The sequence below is a fragment of the Methylobacterium sp. 37f genome, from assembly GCF_023093475.1.
Lineage (GTDB): Bacteria > Pseudomonadota > Alphaproteobacteria > Rhizobiales > Beijerinckiaceae > Methylobacterium.
The window spans coordinates 126989-144514 of record NZ_JAGHKN010000006.1 but is presented as its reverse complement, the minus strand read 5'-3'; the positions used below and the strand labels follow the sequence as shown (position 1 = coordinate 144514).

The window sequence follows — 17526 nt, the reverse complement described above, 5'->3', positions numbered from 1 at the left end:
CGGCCATGCGCATCCCCCCCGCCGGCCGCCTCGCGCTGATTCTCTCAGCCCTCACCCTGTCCGCCGCCGAGGCCCAGGTCCGGTCGGTGGAGGTCCGCACGCCGCGTCCCTTCGGCTACTTCCTCGGCGACCTCGTCCAGGCCCAGGTCGACATCGTGGTCGAACCGGGCTTCCGACTCCAGGCCGCGTCGCTTCCGCAGCCCGGCGCGCTCACCTACTGGCTCGACCTGCGTGACCTCGACGCGACCGCGTCGGTATACGGCGACGCCCAGCGCGTCCGAATCGGGCTGACCTACCAGACCTTATACGCCGCCCTCGACGCCCGCCCCCTGGAGATCCCGGGCTTCACCGTGACCTTCGTCAGCGAGAGCGACCACGGCGCCGCCACCGCCAAGGCCGAGGTGCCGGCCTGGTCCTTCAACGTCTCCCCCTTGCGCGAAGTCCAGCCCCCCGCCCGGAGCGACCCGCGCGATTACCTGCGTCCCGACGGCCAGGTCGGCCCCGGCGATCCGCGCCCCCTGCTGCTGGGCGCAGCCGCCTCCACCGCCCTCGCGCTGCTGGCCTTCGCGGGCCTCGCCCACGACCGGACCTGGTGGCCGTTCCAGGCCCGGCGCAGCCGCCCCTTCGCCGTCGCGGCCCGCCGCATCCGCGCTCTCACCCGCCGGACCGAGGGCGATGCGGCGCCGCGGGAGGCGCTGCTGGCCCTGCATCAAGCCCTCGACACGAGAGCCGGGCGCCGGCTCCTGGCCGACGACCTCGGGGCGTTCCTCGAAGGCCACCAAGCCTTTAAGCGCTGGGGTCCCGATCTCGCCCGCTTCTTCGAGGCCTCCCGCCGGGCCTTCTTCGGGCCGGAGGCGGAGGCGAAGTCCGGTGCCCTCTCGGGCGCCGATCTGGCGAGCCTCGCGCGCCGCCTCGCCCGCGTCGAGCGATCCGCATGACCGACGCCCTGGCCCGCCTTTCCGCCGATCACCCGCTCCTGCTCTGGCTGCTGCCGCTCGCCCTGCTGCCGCTGCTGGCCTCGGCCCAGCGCGCGACGCCGGTGGCCTCCATCGCGGCCGGCCCGCCGGACGGCCTGTCGCGGGCGGTCGGCGTGATCGTGCGGCTCGGCGGCATCCTCGCCCTCGCGGGCCTGATCCTCGCCCTGTCCGGCCCCTATCGGCAGGGCGAGACCCTGACCCGGACCGGGATCGGAGCCCAGGTCTCGATTCTGATCGACCGCTCGGGCAGCATGAACGAGACCTTCGCGGGCCGGCAGCCGTCGGGCGCCGAGGAATCGAAGGCCGCCGCCGCCCGGCGCCTCCTCGCCGCCTTCGTGGGCAGCCGCACGCACGACCAGTTCGCCGTCACGGCCTTCTCGACGGCGCCCATGCTGGTGGTGCCGATGACCGACCGGCACGACGCGGTCCGCGCCGCCATCGCGGCCATCGACCGCCCGGGGCTCGACTACACCAACATCGCGCGCGGGCTCGCCATGGGGCTGTCGCAGTTCGGTGCGGCCAGCCCTTCGACCTCGCGCGCCCTGCTGCTGGTCTCGGACGGTGCAGCCGTGATCGACCCGCGGGTGCAGGAGACGCTGCGGGCCGCCTTCACCCGCCTCCGGCCGAACCTCTACTGGCTCTTCCTGCGCACCAAGGGCTCCCCCTCGATCTCGGACAGACCGCAGGGCGAGGATACCCCGCAGGCGGCGCCCGAGCGCCACCTCGACCTGTTCTTCAAGAGCCTGCGCACCCCCTACCGCGCCTTCGAGGCCGAGGGCGCCGAGGCGGTCGCCGATGCGATCACGCAGATCGAGCGGCTCGAGCGCGACCCGATCCCCTACACCGAGCAGCGCCCGCGTCGGGACCTGGCGGGCTTTGCCTACGGCATGGCCCTGATCGGATTGCTGATCCTCGTCCTGGCCAAGCTCGGTGAGGCCGACCTGCGCCGGACCGGCTCATCCGATGCCGCGCCGAACCGGAGCCTCCCCGTGAGACTGGCCGCATGACGACGCGCGTCACCCTGCCGGCGCGACCGCCCGCGATCCCTGCACGCCCTGCCTTGGGATTCGCCCGGCTCGTTCGGGTGCCGCTTCGGACCGGGTGGGCGCGCGCCCGTCCGATCCTCCTCGCCCTGCTACCGATGCTGCTGCTCGCCTGCGCCCTGGGCTTCGCGGCCGTTGCTTGGCGGATCAGCCGGGACACCGCAACCATCCGCGCCCTGTCCGAGGGGCGGGACATCGCGGTTTCGGCGGAGGCGGCGCCCTCGCTCGTGCTCGCGCGCGTCCTACACCTCGCCCGGCGTGGCGCCACCGAGGCGATCGAGCCGCTGGTCGAGGCCCTCGACACGCGCGGCGCGGTGGATGCAGCCTCGCGTGCCCGCTACGCCTTAGCCAACGCCCATCTGCGCCAAGCCTTCGATCATCTCGAGCGCGGCGACCTCGATCCGGCCGGCCCCCGCATCACCCTGGCGCGTCAGGCGTACCGGCGGGCGCTCCAGGGCCGGCCAACGTTCTGGGACGCCAAGTTCAACCTCGACGTGGCCTCGCGCCTGCTCCGTGACTTTCCCGAATTCGATCGGAAGTCCGGCGATGCCCTGGCGGCCGAGCCGAAGAAGATCTGGACCGACATCCCGGGCCAGCCCAGGGGCGAGCCGTGACGGCCAGCAGCCCGATCGCCCGCAACCTGCGGGACTGGCGTCTACGCGGCCTTGCCGGAGCCCTCGGCCTGGTGGCGCTGACCTTCGTGGTCCCGCCCCTGAACCTGACCCGCGACGGCGTATCCATCCTGGCGGTCGTCGACATCACCGGCAGCATGAACGTCCGCGACTACGTCGGTCCCGATGGACAGCCGGCGAGCCGCATCGAGACCGCGAAAACGGTCCTGCGCGATCTCCTGGCGCGCTTGCCGTGCGGGTCGCGACTGGCGCTCGGCCTCTTCACCGAGCGGCGCCCCTTCCTGCTGTTCGCACCGATCGAGACCTGCAGCGGATTCGCGCCGATCGACGGAGCGCTGGCGGCTCTCGATTGGCGCATGGCCTGGGAGGGCGACAGTCGTATCTCCGCCGGCCTGTTCCGCAGCATCGACCTGGCGGCCGAACTCGGCACCGACCTCGTCTTCATCACCGACGGCCAGGAGGCGCCTCCCCTGCCCAGCAGCGGCGGTCCTCGCTTCGACGGCAGGCCCGGCGCCGTTCGGGGCCTGATCGTCGGAGCGGGGGCTTCCGGCCTGTCGCCAATCCCGCGCTACAACGACCGGGGCCGGGAGACCGGATTCTACGGCCCCGGCGACGTGCAGCAGGAGAACCGCTTCGGGCCGCCACCCGCCGACGCGGAGAGCCGCGACGGCTACAACCCGCGCAACGCCCCCTTCGGCGCCGCGGCCGCAACCGGCACCGAGCACCTGTCCTCGGTGCGCGAGCCCTACCTGCGCGCGCTCGGCCGCGAGACGGGTCTCGCCTACGCGCCTCTCGCCGGACCGGCCGGTCTCGCCTCCGCTCTCGCCGCCGAAGCCACGCCGCGTCCCGTCCCGGGGCGCTTCGATCCGCGCCCGGTGCTGGGCGCGATGGCACTGCTCCTCCTCCTCGCAACCTTCCTTTCCGCCCTTCTGCGCGCGCGCGGATTCCCGACCTGGAAAAAGGCCTGATCGATGCGTCTCGGTGTCCTCACGATTTCCCTCTCCCTCCTGTCCGGAGCAGCCCTGGCGCATGGCCCGACTCCGCAGAAGGTGGATCAGACAATCGTCATCGCGGCCAAACCCGACGCCGTCTGGAAGGTCGTGGGCGAGTTCGCCGGCATCGATCGCTGGCACCCGGACGTGGCCAGGAGCGAGGGCAGCGGCGGAAACAAATCCGGCGGCAGTCGCAAGGTCACCCTCAAGTCCGGCGGCACCCTCGACGAGGGTCTCGACGAAATGGACGCCGCTGCCCGCAGCTACTCCTACCGCCTGTCCGAACCCGACCTGAAAGGGCTGCCGGTCTCGTCCTACACGGCGACCCTCACGGTCTCGCCGGAGGGTGACAGCTCGAAGGTCGAATGGCTCGGACGCTTCTACCGGGGCGATACCGGCAACGAGCCGCCGGAGAACCTGAGCGACGAGGCCGGCAAGGCCGCCATGAACCGCTACTTCGCCGACGGCCTCAAGGGTCTGAAGGCCCGCGTGGAAGGAAAGCCGGCGCCATGACCTGGCGCTGTGCTCTGGTGGGCCTGCTCGTCGTCCTCGGCGCCGGCGGGGTGCAGGCCTCGCCCGTCTACGTGGCGAGCCAGGGCGCCGGCACCCTGGTCGCTCTGGCACCGGGGCCATCGGTGAGCGCAAGCCCCGTCGTCGTGGGCCGCTCGCCCGCACAGGTCGCCCCAGGCCCGAATGGGCTGTTGTACCTGACCCATCCCGACGCGCGACAGATCTCGGTCTTCGACGCCCGGCGCGGATCGCTCGTCCGGACCTTCCCGGTGGACGGGCAGCCCTTCGGCATCGCGGTCTCGGCCGATGGCGCACGGCTCTTCGTCGGCGACTGGGCCGGCGACCGGGTGATGCGCCTGTCCGCCGAGACGGGCGCGCTGGAGGGAACCGTCTCGGTCGGAAAAGAACCCGCGGCCCTCGTCCTCGATCGGCGCGGCAGGCTCTACGTGGCGGATCGCGAGAGCCGGCAGGTCAGCGTGGTCGACTCCCTGCGCCTGGAGCGCATCGCGACGATACCCGTGGGCGAGGCCCCGTTCGCCCTGGCGCTCGATCCCACTGAGGATCGCCTCTACGTCGCGAATGTGCGCAGTGGTACCGTCAGCGTCATCGACACGGTCGCTTCGCGGACCATTGCGACCTTTGCTATCGGCGGCATGCCCTACGGTGTCGCCGTAAGCCCGGATGGCGGCCTGATCCTCGTCACCAACCAGCAGGGCGGAACCCTCGTCGTTGTCGATGCGACCGATGGTATGCGGCGGGCGACGGTACCGGTCGGGCGCTATCCCGAAGGCGTCGTCATCGCCGAGGCGTCCGCCTACGTCGCCAACTGGTTCTCGGATTCCGTGTCGGTGATCGACATGGCGACGTTGCGGGAGACGGCACGGATCGCCGTGCCGGACGGTCCGCGTAGCCTCGCTGTGGCGCGCGGAGGGGACCGGTGAGGTCCGCCGCGGCGCAGGCGCTCCTCCTGCTCTCTCTCCTCCTGGCCGGTTGCGATGGCGGCGAGCAGCCCCCGGAGCCGGCGGTCGTTGCGACGAAATCCGGTCCCGAGGGACCCAAATGGCTTTCGCCCACGGATGCGACCGAACCGGCGCTGTGGCTCGCCAGCCAAGAACCTCGACAATCGGCCGAGACCATCACGGAGCGAACAGACCACCTGAGGCACAGTCTCGCGCGTGCCAAGCGGACCTTCATCGAAGACCCTCGCATGATCGCCAATCGCACGGTGCAGCTCGGGCAGATGCTTGCGGAAGCCGGACAGGGCGAAGATTACAGCGCCCTTCTCGATGGTCTGGAGGCGGCCGCAGCTACGAGCCACCGCAAACAGCTCTTCGGCGAGCTGTGCCAACATTACTACAACTCTCGCCAGCAGGGCCTGGACCGAACCAAGGCTCTCGTACGTCTGACCGACCGCTACGCCGCCCAGGCGATCACACAGGGCGATGCACAATGAGGACCTGGCCGTGCAACGGGGCGTCCATCAGGCGATGACCAGTGTCCTCATCGCCGATGATCATCCGGTGATCCTTCGGGGATTTCGCACCCTCATGGAAGATGTCGGCGTCGAGACCATTCTCGAGGCGAGCACGGTCGTGGACGCTTACCGGGCCTTCTGCCGCCAACATCCCGCAATTGTCGTCTGCGATCTGACCTTCGGCGATCAAGGGGTTTCGGGTCTCACGTTGATCCGACGCATCAGAAAATTGGAACGCAGAACGGGAATCCTTGCCTTCAGCATGCATGACGATCCGATGATCGTTGCGCGCGCGTTGGAAAGCGGAGCGACCGGGTATGTTCTCAAGGACGCGCCGGCAAAGGAATTTCTCGAGGCTTTCGCGTGCGTTCGGACCGGCCGGCACTACCTCGAACATGAGCTTGCCTTGCGGATCGCCATGCTGAATGCGGACACGCAGCAGCCGAGAATGTCGAACCTGACCGAGCGCGAGTTTCAGGTGCTCGCTCTGATCAAAGAGCGGCGCTCCTACCAGGACATCGCAACCGAATTGTCGATGAAGTACAAGACCGTCGTCAACGTCTGCTCATCGATCCGGCAGAAGCTGGGTGCAAAGAACTTCGCCGATCTGGTCAGGGCCGCGCTGGGTACTTGACGGCAGAAGAGCGAGTCGCTCCTCTTTGCCGCAGCACGACGTGTCTGGTCAGAGCCCGAAATGCCTGGATGCTGCCACCGCGGCATCCCGCAGCGCAGATGCCGCTAGGGTTTGGCTGAGAGCGGACGACGGATACGCGTCGCACTGGGGCGATCGCAATGCCTTCCGGACAGCGGCGATCCCGTCAATCCGCACGGTTGGCTGCGGCGTCGGCCACGATCCGGACGGTGCGCGACGCGATCATCGGCTTTGAAGCGGCGACCGGCTGCGGGGTGGTGGTGAGGTCGCTGAGGTTCCGGGTCTGCTGCAGCGCGCGGGCCTGATCCCGATACAGGGGCGGCGTCAGGTACAGTGCCTCATCGGCCAGCGCGACAGTGACGGCAAAGGGAACGGCGGCGAGAACCGCGACGGTGAGAGCGTAAACGACACGCATGACAGATCTCCGAAACGACCGACGCGATGGCGTGGCCGATGGAGTGATTGAACCATAGATTTGTGCGGTGCGGTCTGCTCATTTTGCAACGCAACATAATGCGTGCGGCGGATCTCGGGGGATTTATAAGACATTCGCGCGAGCGTACGCCCCGCCAGTCTGAGGATCGAAGGCATGCTTCAAATGCAGGGAGCTGAAATCTGCAGCTTCTCAAGTCAAAATACAATTTCAAGTCAGTCAAAGTATTTTTGAGACCTGCCCCGCTCCGGTGCTCGATGGGCGCATCTCTCAGGCGACCATAAGCGGTTCCCGCACGCCGCCGCAGCCGTCGGAACACACCGTTTTTGCAGGACGGCGACGCGACTCTTCAGACGCTTGGAGTCCGATGAAGCGGCACCCCATATTCGAGGTTCGTTCACGCCTGCGGAACCCTCGTGTTGAAGATCGCTGCGCTCGCCTTCATCGTCTTGTATCTGGTCCCCATCGCCTTGTCCGCCATCGTCTATGTCAGCCAGTCCCGGGGAGACTGGCGTTCGGCCGATCGCTCCAGTACGGGGCTGCTGCCACCGGCAAGGACGAATCCGGACGCCGTTGTCCGCGTCTTCTCGGCCCGGACGGTGAGTTGGCGCGGCATCATCGCGACCCATAGCTGGATCGTCATCAAGACGGCCGATGCCAAGGCCTATCAGCGTTTCGACTACACGGCCTGGGGCGAACCGATCTGGATCGACCGCTTCGTGCCAGACGGGCGCTGGTTCGGAAGCATCCCCGAGACCATCTTCGAAGCCGATGGCAAGACGGCCGAGAGCATGATCCCGAAGATCCGCGAAACGATTCGGACCTACCGCTACGCGCAGCCAGGCGACTACACGGTGTGGCCGGGTCCGAACTCGAACACCTTCGTCGCCGCCGTGATGAGTGCCGTCCCCGAGATGAAGGCCAGCCTTCCGTCCACCGCCATCGGCAAGGATTTCCCCTATGACGGTCGCTGGATCGGTTTGACGCCCTCGCGCACGGGAATTCGGCTCAATCTCGGCGGTTATTGCGGCCTGACCGTGGGATGGATCGAGGGCATCGAACTGAATCTCCTCGGTGCGGTCGCGGGGATCGACATCCGGCGTCCGGCCCTGAAGCTGCCCGCGCTCGGCCATATCGGCCTGTAGTGCCGGAGCCGTCGACTGGATCGGTCCTGGCGTGCTCGACGGAAGGCTTCACCTCGGTCGTCGGCACCGGCGTGACGGGCTGGCGGAGCTTTCTCGGCGCACCCGCAATGATGCGCGGCAGCGCAAGCTTTCATGGCGCCGAGGCTGGGCGTGCGTGGAGAAGAGAGCAGGATTTCCGTCTGGTACAGCGCTCGACGCACGAGGACGTTGCCTCCAGATCGGGGCTGTGGACTTGGATGACGATCTTCGTCCGATCATCGTGCCGACAGCAGGAGCCGCTCCCGATCACGCCCCTCGGAGAAGCCCTGAGGTGAGATCTACAAAACAATGTCGGGCGTGACGTCTTCGGGTCGAAGCGGCAGGAAAAACCGCGCGGCGAGACCGTCATCGGTATACCGGACGACGGTCGCCCTTCGGCGCCCAATGGCGAGGGTGGTGCCGATCTCGACGTGGGTCGTCAGGCGCAGGGTCGCTTCGGTCATCGAGAGGCTGAGAAGAATCCCGGTCGTGTCCGAACCCGTTTCGGTGCGCACGCGGACTGTGTTGAACCGGGGGATGACGCCGTCGTGATCGCGCGCCCGGCTCGCTTCCGTCGCTCGGCGTCGATGCCATGCGAGGCGCGCACCAAGCCGGGAGAGATGCGCGGTGGTAGCCTGGACATGAATCAGGCATCGGCCCCCTGGGGTGTTCTCGGCGACGATGCCTTCGATGACGCCCAAGCTTTCCACATGGCAGAGCAGGCGTATGCCCGGCTGGACGGTCGAAGCCAGAACGAGCTCCATGGTATCGGGGTCACGACACCGGATCGCGCAGGCTTCTTCGGTCCCGTTCGGAAGCAGGGCGCGTCCGAGCAGATCGATGGCTTCAGGGTTTGGCATCAGGTGAGCCTTCATGGGGATCCTCCAGAACTCTCCGGACGGTGACGGGCGCGGACCTCCGGGTTGTCCGGTCGAAGATGTTCGGCTCTTGCGAGGGATCGCCTCTCGTCGCGGCGGGCGCGAAGTTCGAAAACCGCCGGGGGACGGGTTTCGCGCGACTCCGCGACGGCGCACCCCGATCCGTCACACCGTCAGGGTCTTCATCCAGGACGGGAGAACCGGCTCATCCCGCCCGCGGGTGCGCGGGGAGGCCTCGCCGACGCTCGCGTCGCGGGGCAGAAACCCGAACCGGCGCCGGAACGCGCGGCTGAACGTCTTCTCGTCGGAGAAGCCGACTGCGTAGGCGACCGCCGAGATCCGCGGCCGGGTGCCGGACCGGGTCAGGAGACGCAGAGCGTGAAGCAGACGCCGCTCGCGGATGTAGTTCGCAGCGCCGTCATCGCCCTCGAAGTGCCGGTACAGCGTCGTCCGCGAGACATCGAACCGGCTCAGGAGTGTCTCCACGCCGAAGCCCTCGTTGCCCAGTTCGGATTCGATGAAACGCCGCATCTCCAGGTCGATCATGAGATCGGCGGCGCGGGCGTCCCCCTTCACCGGTTCGAAGCTCGCGGCGCACAGGGCCGCCACGACCTGCGACAGGTGAAGCGCCTGGCCGGGCTCGACGGTGTCGGCACAATTCACTAGGCCGGACAGGTAGGTCCGGAACATCCGCAGGGCCGGGGCCGACAGGCAGTCGAGGGACTGGCCGTGCAGAGTCTCCACCGTCGCGATGCGATCGCCCAGCAGCTTGCGGGGAATCATGACGTCGGTGGCCGAAACGGCCTGCGCCTCGCAGACGACCGGCTGGGACAGGTCGAACAGGACCATCTGCCCCGCCTGCACCCGGACGTCGCGGCGTCCGACCGCAAAGCGGCTCTCGCCGGACGCGTGGAACTGCAGCAGCACGTGTTCGCACCGCTGCAGGTCATGTTTCCGGATCCCGGCTATGTCCTCGCCCTCGAGCGGGACCCGCGCTTTCAGAAGGCCCATGGCAGCGCCTCGGTCGCGGTCTTCGAGGGCGCCGCCACGGTGGCGTGGCGCAATCTCGACGTGGTGTTCTTTCTCAGCGCCACGGGCGCCCTATCGATCCTGTTCACGCTCTGTCGCATGGGCGGAGAGGAGGCCAACAGCACCATCCGGGAGGCCGACCTCTCCGAGATCGCGCCGCAATTCGTCGTCTCCCGCACGCACATCCGCAACATTCTGCGCGCCGCGAAGGAGCGGGGCTTCATCGGCCATCACGGCGAGCGCCGACAGTTCATCCGCCTGATGCCGGCGTGGATCACCGCTTTCAATCGGTTCATGGCGGATTCGCTGGCCTACAGCGACTTGACCTACCGCCTGGGGCTGGCAGCGTTGGCGGACCACGAAGCACCGCTCCCGGCCTGAGGGGCGCACCCCAACGCTGATCATGAGAGGTGGTCTGCGCTGCAGCGAGTCTTCAGGGCGTGGACAAAGATATGGTGGCAGCCAAACTTGCCAAACGATCCTGCCGGATGGGAACCGAAGTTCGCGATGCGGAATTATTCTTCCCGATAACAAATCTGGAGGAACGCACGATGAAATTCTCGATGATTGCCGGCGCCGCTGCCATTCTCGCGCTGACGTCCGGAGCATCCCTGGCGGCTCCCTGCAACACCGGGGCGGTGAAGGGCAAGACGCCTGAGCAGCACGCGGCCAACGACAAGAGCTCGAGCGTCGATCAGGGCAGCAAGAATCTCGCGGGCGGCCAGCAGCCGGCGTCCCCCGGTACCGTCGGTGCCATGAACAATGTCGGCGCCAATCAGGGTGTCGGTGAGAAGCCGGGTTCGGGTACGGCCGCCAAGGGCAATGAGGATCCCGCGAGCAAGAACCTCGCGGGTGGCCAGCAGCCGGCCGCGCCAGGGACCGTGGGCGCAATGAACAACACCGGTGCGAACCAGGCTGTCGGCAAGTCGGGCGACGATTGCTGATCGCCGGATCGGCATGACACGGCTCGCGTCGAGACGCGATGTCTGACGCGTGATAAAGGAGCCCCGGCCGCGTCGCGGTCGGGGGTTTTTTAATACAGAGGTCAGCGGTTGCAGGGGTCAGCCCGTGCAGGCTCGACCCACCAACGATGTCGGCCCGGCGCTGCGGCTTCGGGACTTTGGCCATGCCTGGATCTTGGCCATGCCTGGATCTTGGCCATCCCTGGATCTTGGCGATACCTCAACCGTCCCTTGGTGATCGGTCTAGGGAGATGAGAGGCTGCCGCACCTGCTGCAGAGCGCGCTTCATTCAAGGCTCGGAGACCAAGATCGCCTGCGACTCCTTGCGTCCGCGACCGGCGGAACGTCCCTTCTCGCGAGACATTCCCTGCTCACACCCAGTCAGTCCTGGCATACCAGCAGGGTTTCCAGCATGCGTAACCACATCACGCCCGATCCACGGGCACGGTCATCCGCGACCATCGCATTGAGCCAGCGACCCCGCGTCGGCGGGTGCCATCAATCCTTGGACCTGGCCCGCAGCCATCATCGCGGCGCAGTCGTCGGCACCGGTTCCAGCCTAGCCCGCACGACGGTTCCCCCGTCGTCCGATTTCGAGGGTTTCGGCTCGTTTTCCTGACCGCTGCGTCTCAAGCCCCGCCGATCACCGTTTCCATAACAACCGCCCCGTCGTCGTTCTCGCCAGATCGGACATGTTCATGACCACACTTACCCATCTCGATGCCAAGCCGCACCAGGCGACGTCCGCAATCCGCGACGGCGGCTCCAGCCGCGAGGGGCTGGACAGCACCGTTATGAAGCGCGAGCACCGGGTCGGCAATACCGTCGACAAGGTCGATCAGGTCAGCAGTGTCACGCTGCTTGGCTTCACCGTTGCGGGATCTGCGGTGATGCTCGTGGCGCACTGGCTGGTGGGCTGAGCCAGCGCGGATCGCGGTTGACGACCGGCATACGCATCGCCGGTCTTTGAGGGGATCCGTCCCAGGTCGATCGTGCCCCCAGCCCCGACGTGTCCGCACGCACGCCCCCCCGCCGGCGCGGCAGAATCGTGCGTGGCGGCCGATACCTTCCCCGCAAACCCCGAATACTTCCAGCCACGCGTTGTTCTGGGCGGAAATCTTCCGGCATCCACCCTCGGTGCCAAGACCACCGGAGTGACGCCGACGCTCACTGGAGCAGGCTTGAAAGGCTGTCAGATGCCGGAGGTCTCACGGGCCGGCGTGGTGATCTCCCGGCTTCCATCTTGGACCGAGCGGAATCCCCTCCGCAAGGCGCGCACGAGATAACCCTCACTCAAGGATAACCACCCAGATCGGGCGAAGGTGATGAAATGATTGGCGCACCCGACACGATTCGAACGTGTGACCTTTGCCTTCGGAGGGCAACGCTCTATCCAGCTGAGCTACGGGTGCTGACCGTGTCGCTCTGGTAGCCCATGCGGGGGCTCCGCGCAACGGGGGTGTGGAGGCCTTCGCGCACCATGGGATGGGTGCGAGGGAGCCTCAGGCACAGGTCACGGGGTCGGGCGCGCGGGCGGTTGTCGTGAAGCACCGGTGGGATGCTCGGCGGCGGCAGGCCTGGCGGGCCTCGCTGGTCGGGTAAGCCTCCATGAACTTCGATACGCACCTTCGAAGATTTTCGACAAGCACCTTCGCCCGCTGAATGGCCCCCTCAAGTAGCGGATAGCGTCCGCTTCAAGATGTTCGAAAGCGCTCGAAGGCCAGCTTCGGCACCGGCGCTGTCAATGATCTTTTAAGCGCAGGCATTTAAGCACCCGACGACTATCGCATAGGATACGCCGGTGCCTGGACGTCTCAGAGTTGCAGCAACGATCGTCGGGCTCTGCTCGATCTTGACCATCACCCGGGCGCAGGCCGAGGAGCGCGTTCTACGGCTCGGCTTCCTCTTCGCCCAGACTTCGCAACTCGGGGCGGGGGCGGAGCGCTTTGCCAAGGACGTCGCCAAGCGCACCGGCGGCACCACCCGCGTCGAGCTGTATCCGAACGGCACCATCGGTGGCGAGGTCGAGATGGCGGAGGAGCTCCGCCTGGGGCACCTCGACATCGCCTTCATCACCAGTGCGCCCTTCTCCAGCATCATCCCCGAATTCGGGATCTTCGACATCCCGTTCCTGTTCCGCGATGCCGGCCATGCCCACGCCGTCTTCGACGGCCCCGTCGGGCAGGATTACCTGAAGAAGTTCCAGCAGAAAGGCATGGTCGCGCTCGCCTGGGGCGAGAACGGCATGCGCCACATCACCAATTCGAAGCATCCGGTCACGAACCCGGAGGACCTGAAGGGCCTCTCGATGCGGGTGCCGCAATCGGACATCATGCTCACGGGCTTTCGCAGCCTCGGGGTGAAGGCGGAGCCGCTGGCCTTCCCGGCACTCTACGGCGCGCTGCAATCCGGGCAGTTCGACGGGCAGGAAAACCCGATCGCGGTCATCTCGGCCTCGCGCTTCGAGAAGGTCCAGAAGCACCTGACCCTCAGTGGTCACGTCTATTCCTGGGCCGTCATCGTCATGTCGAAGACGGCCTGGGACGCCCTCGGCCCTGCCGAGCAGAAGGCCTTCACCGAGGCTGCCCGGGCTGCGGGCCAGGTCTCCCGCGAGGCGGCCGGGCGCGCGGAGCGGGAGGGGGTGGACGAACTGCGCAAGGCTGGGATGAACGTGGTCGCCTCCGTCGATCGCGCCGCCTTCGAACAGAGCCTGCAATCCGCGACCGCCGGATTCAGCGCCAGGTTCGGCGCCGAAACGATCCGCCAGATCAAGTCCGTCCGCTAAAGCTTTCGAGGCTCCCGCCCATGTCCCTTCTCCGTCCGGACTCCCTTCTCCGCCTCGACTCCCTCCTCCGCCTCGACCGCCTCTCGGTCTCCCAGCGCATTCTCGCGGGTTTCGGCGTGGTGCTGCTGCTCCTCACCGTGTCCGCGCTCATGACCTTCCGCAGCGTCAGCGTGCTCAACGCCGAAATCGAGGCCACCGGCGCCCGCATGCAGGCGGCCGAGGAGGCGAGCGCCTTCGAGCTGCGCCTCAACGGGGCGCGGCGCCTGGTGCTCAACTACATGCGCACGGAACAGGGCGAGATGTTGAGCGACCTCAAGACCGGTCTCGCCGCCCTCAAGGCGGAGATTGCCGGCCAACAGGCGGACGGCCGGGACGCGGCGGTCCGGAACCGGGCTCTCGACTACGTCACCGGCGCCGATGCCCTGGTGAGCGTGCTGCAGAAGCGGAAAGCCGCCCTCGGCGACCTGGTGAAGCTCGGTGCCACGCTCTCGAACGCCGGTTACGCGATGGCGCAGCGCGCCGCGCCAGAGCCGGGTCTTGCCGCCGCGACCTTTCGCGCCGATCGGGCGCTCCAGGCCAGCATGAGCGCCGTCTATCTGTTCCGCTCCAGCAACAACCCGGCGGATGCCAGCACCGCCACGGTCGAGTTCGGGCGCTACACCCGGGAGCTGCAGGCGTTGTCCCAGCTCGACGAGGCCGGACTGCTCCAGACCTCCCTCAAGGTGGCGAATGCAAAGGCCGCAGCCTTCAAGGCAGCTCTGGACGGCGTCCTGCAGGGGGCCAATGACGTCGAGGTCGCCTATCAGGCCCTGAAGCAGACCGGCGACGGACTGATCGGCCTCGGCCGGGAGACCCGGGAACGGGCAGTCCAGGAGCAGCGCCAGATCATGACGGTGATGACCGAGGATGCGAGCCAGTTGAGCCAGCGGGTGATCGGGATCGGAGCCGTCGCCCTGGTCATCGGGGGGCTGCTCGCCTGGCGCGTCGGCCGCGGCGTGTCCGGGCCGGTGACGGCCATGACCGGCGCGATGCAGCGCCTCGCCGCAGGGGATCACGGCGTGATCGTGCCGGGTGCCCGCCGCGCCGACGAGCTCGGCGCCATGGCGCGGGCGGTGCAGGTCTTCAAGGACGCGCTCATCGCCAAGGAGCAGGCCGACGCTGCGGCCGCCGAGGAGGCGGACGCGAAGACGCGGCGTGCCGACCAGCTCGACGCCCTGACGAAGGCGTTCGAATCGAATGTCTCCGTTCTCACGCAGGGTCTGTCCGGCGCCGCCACGGAGATGGAGGCCACGGCCCAGGGCATGGCAGGCACCGCGGAGCAGACGACCCGGCAATCCACCGGCGCGATGCGGGCGGCCGAACAGACCTCGGCGAATGTCCAGACCGTCGCCGCGGCCACCGAGGAGATGTCCGCGTCGATCCAGGAGATCACGCAGCAGGCCGGTCAGTCGGCCCGCATCGCCCAGCAGGCGGCCGACGAGGCGCGCCGGACGGATGGGCTGGTCCGGCAGCTCGCCAGTGCGGCCGAACGGATCGAGACCGTCGTCGCGATGATCAACAAGATCGCCGGACATACGAATCTCCTGGCGCTGAATGCCACCATTGAGGCGGCCCGGGCGGGCGAGGCCGGACGGGGCTTCGCCGTCGTCGCCTCCGAGGTGAAGGAGCTCGCCGGTCAGACCACGCGCGCGACGGAGGAGATCGCCGGGCAGATCGCGTCCATCCAGGCCGTCACGCAGGATTCCGTCGCGGCCATCCAGGCCATCGGCAGCACGATCGGGCACATGGCGGCGGCCTCCAACGCCATCGCGGCCGCGATGGAGCAGCAGGGGGCGGCGACCCAGGAGATCGCCCGAAACGTGCAGCAGGCGGCCAACGGGACCGGACAGGTCGTCGGCAGCATCGACGACGTGCGCCTCGGCGCCGATTCGACGGGCACGGCGGCGACTCAGGTGCTCGGCGCGGCACAGGCGCTCTCGCACCATTCGGAAAGCCTCCGCCAGGAGGTGGGCACGTTCCTGACGGCGGTGAAGGCTGCCTGAGGCGGCCGGACGGCGTCGAACAGGCGGGAGACCGGGATCGAACCGGTCTCCCCGGCTCGACGAGGGCGTTCCGCATTCCGCACGCGGCGTCGCCGTCATCGGACGATCACGGCGGGACGTGGTGTCGTCGGCGCCCCATCTCGGCGGCGCCTGGTTCCATGCGCATCCCTCGGCAGAGCACGCGGCGGCACAGCCCTCGTGATGCCCGCCCGAGCGGGCGGCACGGCGGGGGCGACCGATTCCGCGCTTCGACGTCACCCCTGCCCGGGCGAGCTGCGGATTCGTGCGCCTTCGAACCGCGCTCCCCAGCCACGATCCGATCCCGGGGCGGGGCAGAGATAAGAGATCGGGGGGTTAGAGATAGGGCAGCAACAGCCGCACGCTCGCGTCCCGGAGCCGGACCGGTAGGCTGCGACGGGTCAGCTCGGCGCATTCCAGGCGGGTCGTCATCTTCGCCTGCATGGACCGGCCGAGCTCGGTTGCCAGAGCCGGGTCGTAGAGCTCCAGGTTGAGTTCGAAGTTCAGGCGGAAGCTCCGCATGTCCCAGTTCGCACTGCCGACGAAGCACCAGGTTTCGTCGACGACGAGCATCTTGGAATGCTCGAAGGGCGGATCGTTCAGCCAGATCCGGACGCCGTGAGCCAGCAGCGGGCCGACATGGGCACGGGTGGCCCAATCCACGAACCGGTGGTTGCTGGCACGCGGAATGATGACGTCCACGCCGACGCCCCGGGTCGCCGCGAGCAGGAGCGCGATCGTCAGCACTTCGCTCGGCAGGAAGTAGGGGGTGACGAGCCGGATGCTGCGCTGTGCCCCGTTGAGGGCATGCAGCACCACGTGCTCGATCTTCTCGATGTCGGCATCCGGCCCGGAGGTCACGACCCGGGCCATCGTGCCGCCGGCCAAAGCCGCCGTGCCGCCGGCCAAAGCCGCCGTGCCGCCGGCCAAAGCCGCCGTGCCGCCGGCCAAAGCCGCCGTGCCGCCGGCCAAAACCGCCGTGCCGCCGGCCAAAGCCGTGCTGTCGCTGGCCGGGGCGGGTTGCCAGCGGTCGCCGTGGAGATCCTCGCCCGCGGCGAACATCCAGCTTCGGGCGAAGGCGCCCGCGAGCTGCCGGACGACCGGCCCTTCGATGCGGAAGTGGGTGTCGCGGACCGGGTTCGGAGGATGCCAGCCGACGCGGTTCTCGTCCGCGATGTTGATCCCGCCGGTGAAGGCGGTCGCGCCGTCGACGATGAGGAGCTTGGTGTGCGTCCGCAGGTTCAGGAACGGCATGCGCCAGGGCAGGGCCGAGTGCATGAACAGGGCGGCCGGCACGCCGGCCCCCCGCAGGCGCCGGTAGATCGGGTGCCGGAAGTAGCCGCCGCCGATGCCGTCGATCAGCACGCGGACCTCGGCGCCCCGGGCCTTCGCGGCGACGAGGGCGTCGAAGAAGGCCGCACCGGTCCGGTCATTGCGAAAGATGTAACTCGACAGGGCCACGGACCGCTGCGCGCGGCCGATGGCGTCGAGCATCGCCGGATAGGCCTCGTCGCCGTTCCGCAGCAGGCGGACGGCGTTGCCCGCCACCAGCGGCAGGCGCGTGATGTGTCGAACAGCGTGGTCGAGCGCCCGAAAGGCCGGGGCGATCGCGGGTGCCTGCGGCGGCTCCGTCTGCGCCGGCTCCGAGGGGGGCACCGCGAGCTGTCGTGCGCGGCGGGTGACGCGGTTGATGCCGAACAGCAGGTACAGCGCGGACCCGGAGAGGGGCGCGAGCCAAGCCAGTCCGATCCACCCGATGGCCGTGCCGACCTCGCGCTTGTGCAGAAGCACGTGGATCGTCAGCAGAAGCGCCGACGCCAGACCGATCCCCATCAGGACGTTGGATCGGATCGACCCGGACGCCGCGATCCACCGATGAAACGCCTCTTCCACAGCCGCCCCGGGGTTCCGATACCGACACCGTGGATACGGGACC

18 protein-coding genes and 1 tRNA gene are annotated in these 17526 nt (G+C 68.2%); 14 read left to right on the top strand and 5 right to left on the bottom strand.

The annotated features are described in order from the left end of the window. The first annotated feature begins 5 nt into the window (after positions 1–5). From J7U37_RS06415 to J7U37_RS06380, 8 genes are all read left to right on the top strand, one after another. Complete coding sequence (locus tag J7U37_RS06415; protein ID WP_247635171.1) at positions 6–938, top strand: nonribosomal peptide synthetase MxaA; 933 nt, start codon at positions 6–8, stop codon at positions 936–938. Next, the gene (locus J7U37_RS06410; protein ID WP_247635170.1) at positions 935–1984 is read left to right on the top strand and encodes a vWA domain-containing protein; all 1050 of its coding nucleotides are present in this window, start codon (positions 935–937) and stop codon (positions 1982–1984) included. Before J7U37_RS06415 ends, J7U37_RS06410 begins: the two co-directional genes overlap by 4 nt. Positions 1985–2118: 134 nt before the next feature. After that, complete coding sequence (locus J7U37_RS06405; RefSeq protein WP_082504146.1) at positions 2119–2634, top strand: MxaK protein; 516 nt, start codon at positions 2119–2121, stop codon at positions 2632–2634. Continuing rightward, positions 2631–3620: a vWA domain-containing protein gene (locus J7U37_RS06400; protein WP_056185651.1), complete on the top strand. Its 990-nt coding sequence runs from the start codon at positions 2631–2633 to the stop codon at positions 3618–3620. Before J7U37_RS06405 ends, J7U37_RS06400 begins: the two co-directional genes overlap by 4 nt. Positions 3621–3623: 3 nt before the next feature. Beyond that, on the top strand, positions 3624–4157 hold the full coding sequence (locus J7U37_RS06395) for an SRPBCC family protein (protein ID WP_247635169.1): 534 nt from the start codon (positions 3624–3626) through the stop codon (positions 4155–4157). Beyond that, on the top strand, positions 4154–5095 hold the full coding sequence (locus J7U37_RS06390) for a YncE family protein (protein ID WP_247635168.1): 942 nt from the start codon (positions 4154–4156) through the stop codon (positions 5093–5095). The genes J7U37_RS06395 and J7U37_RS06390 overlap by 4 nt, the downstream gene beginning before the upstream one ends. After that, positions 5092–5607, top strand: a complete 516-nt coding sequence (locus tag J7U37_RS06385; protein WP_247635167.1) for a hypothetical protein — start codon at positions 5092–5094, stop codon at positions 5605–5607. Before J7U37_RS06390 ends, J7U37_RS06385 begins: the two co-directional genes overlap by 4 nt. Beyond that, the gene (locus J7U37_RS06380) at positions 5597–6262 is read left to right on the top strand and encodes a response regulator transcription factor (protein WP_247635166.1); all 666 of its coding nucleotides are present in this window, start codon (positions 5597–5599) and stop codon (positions 6260–6262) included. The genes J7U37_RS06385 and J7U37_RS06380 overlap by 11 nt, the downstream gene beginning before the upstream one ends. A 184-nt stretch (positions 6263–6446) precedes the next feature. Here J7U37_RS06380 and J7U37_RS06375 read toward each other — a convergent pair whose 3' ends face one another. Then, the gene (locus tag J7U37_RS06375) at positions 6447–6695 is read right to left on the bottom strand and encodes a hypothetical protein (protein ID WP_247635165.1); all 249 of its coding nucleotides are present in this window, start codon (positions 6693–6695) and stop codon (positions 6447–6449) included. Between the two features lie 443 nt (positions 6696–7138). On the opposite strand from J7U37_RS06375, the gene J7U37_RS06370 reads away from it, so the two are divergent. Then, the gene (locus tag J7U37_RS06370; RefSeq protein ID WP_247635198.1) at positions 7139–7858 is read left to right on the top strand and encodes a DUF3750 domain-containing protein; all 720 of its coding nucleotides are present in this window, start codon (positions 7139–7141) and stop codon (positions 7856–7858) included. Between the two features lie 317 nt (positions 7859–8175). Here J7U37_RS06370 and J7U37_RS06365 read toward each other — a convergent pair whose 3' ends face one another. Next, the gene (locus J7U37_RS06365) at positions 8176–8751 is read right to left on the bottom strand and encodes a pilus assembly protein PilZ (protein ID WP_247635164.1); all 576 of its coding nucleotides are present in this window, start codon (positions 8749–8751) and stop codon (positions 8176–8178) included. A 168-nt stretch (positions 8752–8919) separates the two neighbouring features. Next, a complete protein-coding gene (locus tag J7U37_RS06360) occupies positions 8920–9681 on the bottom strand; it encodes a helix-turn-helix domain-containing protein (protein ID WP_247635163.1) in 762 nt (253 codons plus the stop codon). Here J7U37_RS06360 and J7U37_RS06355 point away from each other — a divergent pair, their 5' ends adjacent. The 3 genes from J7U37_RS06355 to J7U37_RS06345 all read left to right on the top strand — a co-directional run bounded on the left by J7U37_RS06355 (position 9682) and on the right by J7U37_RS06345 (position 11665). Then, the gene (locus J7U37_RS06355; RefSeq protein WP_247635162.1) at positions 9682–10164 is read left to right on the top strand and encodes a hypothetical protein; all 483 of its coding nucleotides are present in this window, start codon (positions 9682–9684) and stop codon (positions 10162–10164) included. A gap of 170 nt (positions 10165–10334) precedes the next feature. After that, positions 10335–10727: an exopolysaccharide production protein YjbE gene (locus J7U37_RS06350; protein WP_247635197.1), complete on the top strand. Its 393-nt coding sequence runs from the start codon at positions 10335–10337 to the stop codon at positions 10725–10727. A gap of 716 nt (positions 10728–11443) precedes the next feature. Further along, positions 11444–11665 carry a hypothetical protein gene (locus tag J7U37_RS06345; RefSeq protein ID WP_247635161.1) on the top strand — a complete coding sequence of 74 codons (222 nt, stop codon included), beginning with the start codon at positions 11444–11446 and terminating at the stop codon, positions 11663–11665. 415 nt (positions 11666–12080) lie between these two features. Here the strand turns inward: J7U37_RS06345 and J7U37_RS06340 are convergent. Continuing rightward, a tRNA-Arg gene (locus J7U37_RS06340) sits at positions 12081–12157 on the bottom strand. A gap of 389 nt (positions 12158–12546) precedes the next feature. Between J7U37_RS06340 and J7U37_RS06335 the strand changes: the two genes are divergently transcribed. Continuing rightward, positions 12547–13530, top strand: coding sequence for a DctP family TRAP transporter solute-binding subunit (locus J7U37_RS06335; RefSeq protein ID WP_247635160.1), 984 nt, complete (start codon positions 12547–12549; stop codon positions 13528–13530). A 20-nt stretch (positions 13531–13550) separates the two neighbouring features. Continuing rightward, positions 13551–15572, top strand: a complete 2022-nt coding sequence (locus J7U37_RS06330) for a HAMP domain-containing methyl-accepting chemotaxis protein (RefSeq protein WP_247635159.1) — start codon at positions 13551–13553, stop codon at positions 15570–15572. Positions 15573–15926: 354 nt separating this feature from the next. On the opposite strand, the gene J7U37_RS06325 is transcribed toward J7U37_RS06330, so the two are convergent. After that, on the bottom strand, positions 15927–17483 hold the full coding sequence (locus J7U37_RS06325) for a phospholipase D-like domain-containing protein (RefSeq protein WP_247635158.1): 1557 nt from the start codon (positions 17481–17483) through the stop codon (positions 15927–15929). Positions 17484–17526: the final 43 nt, after the last annotated feature.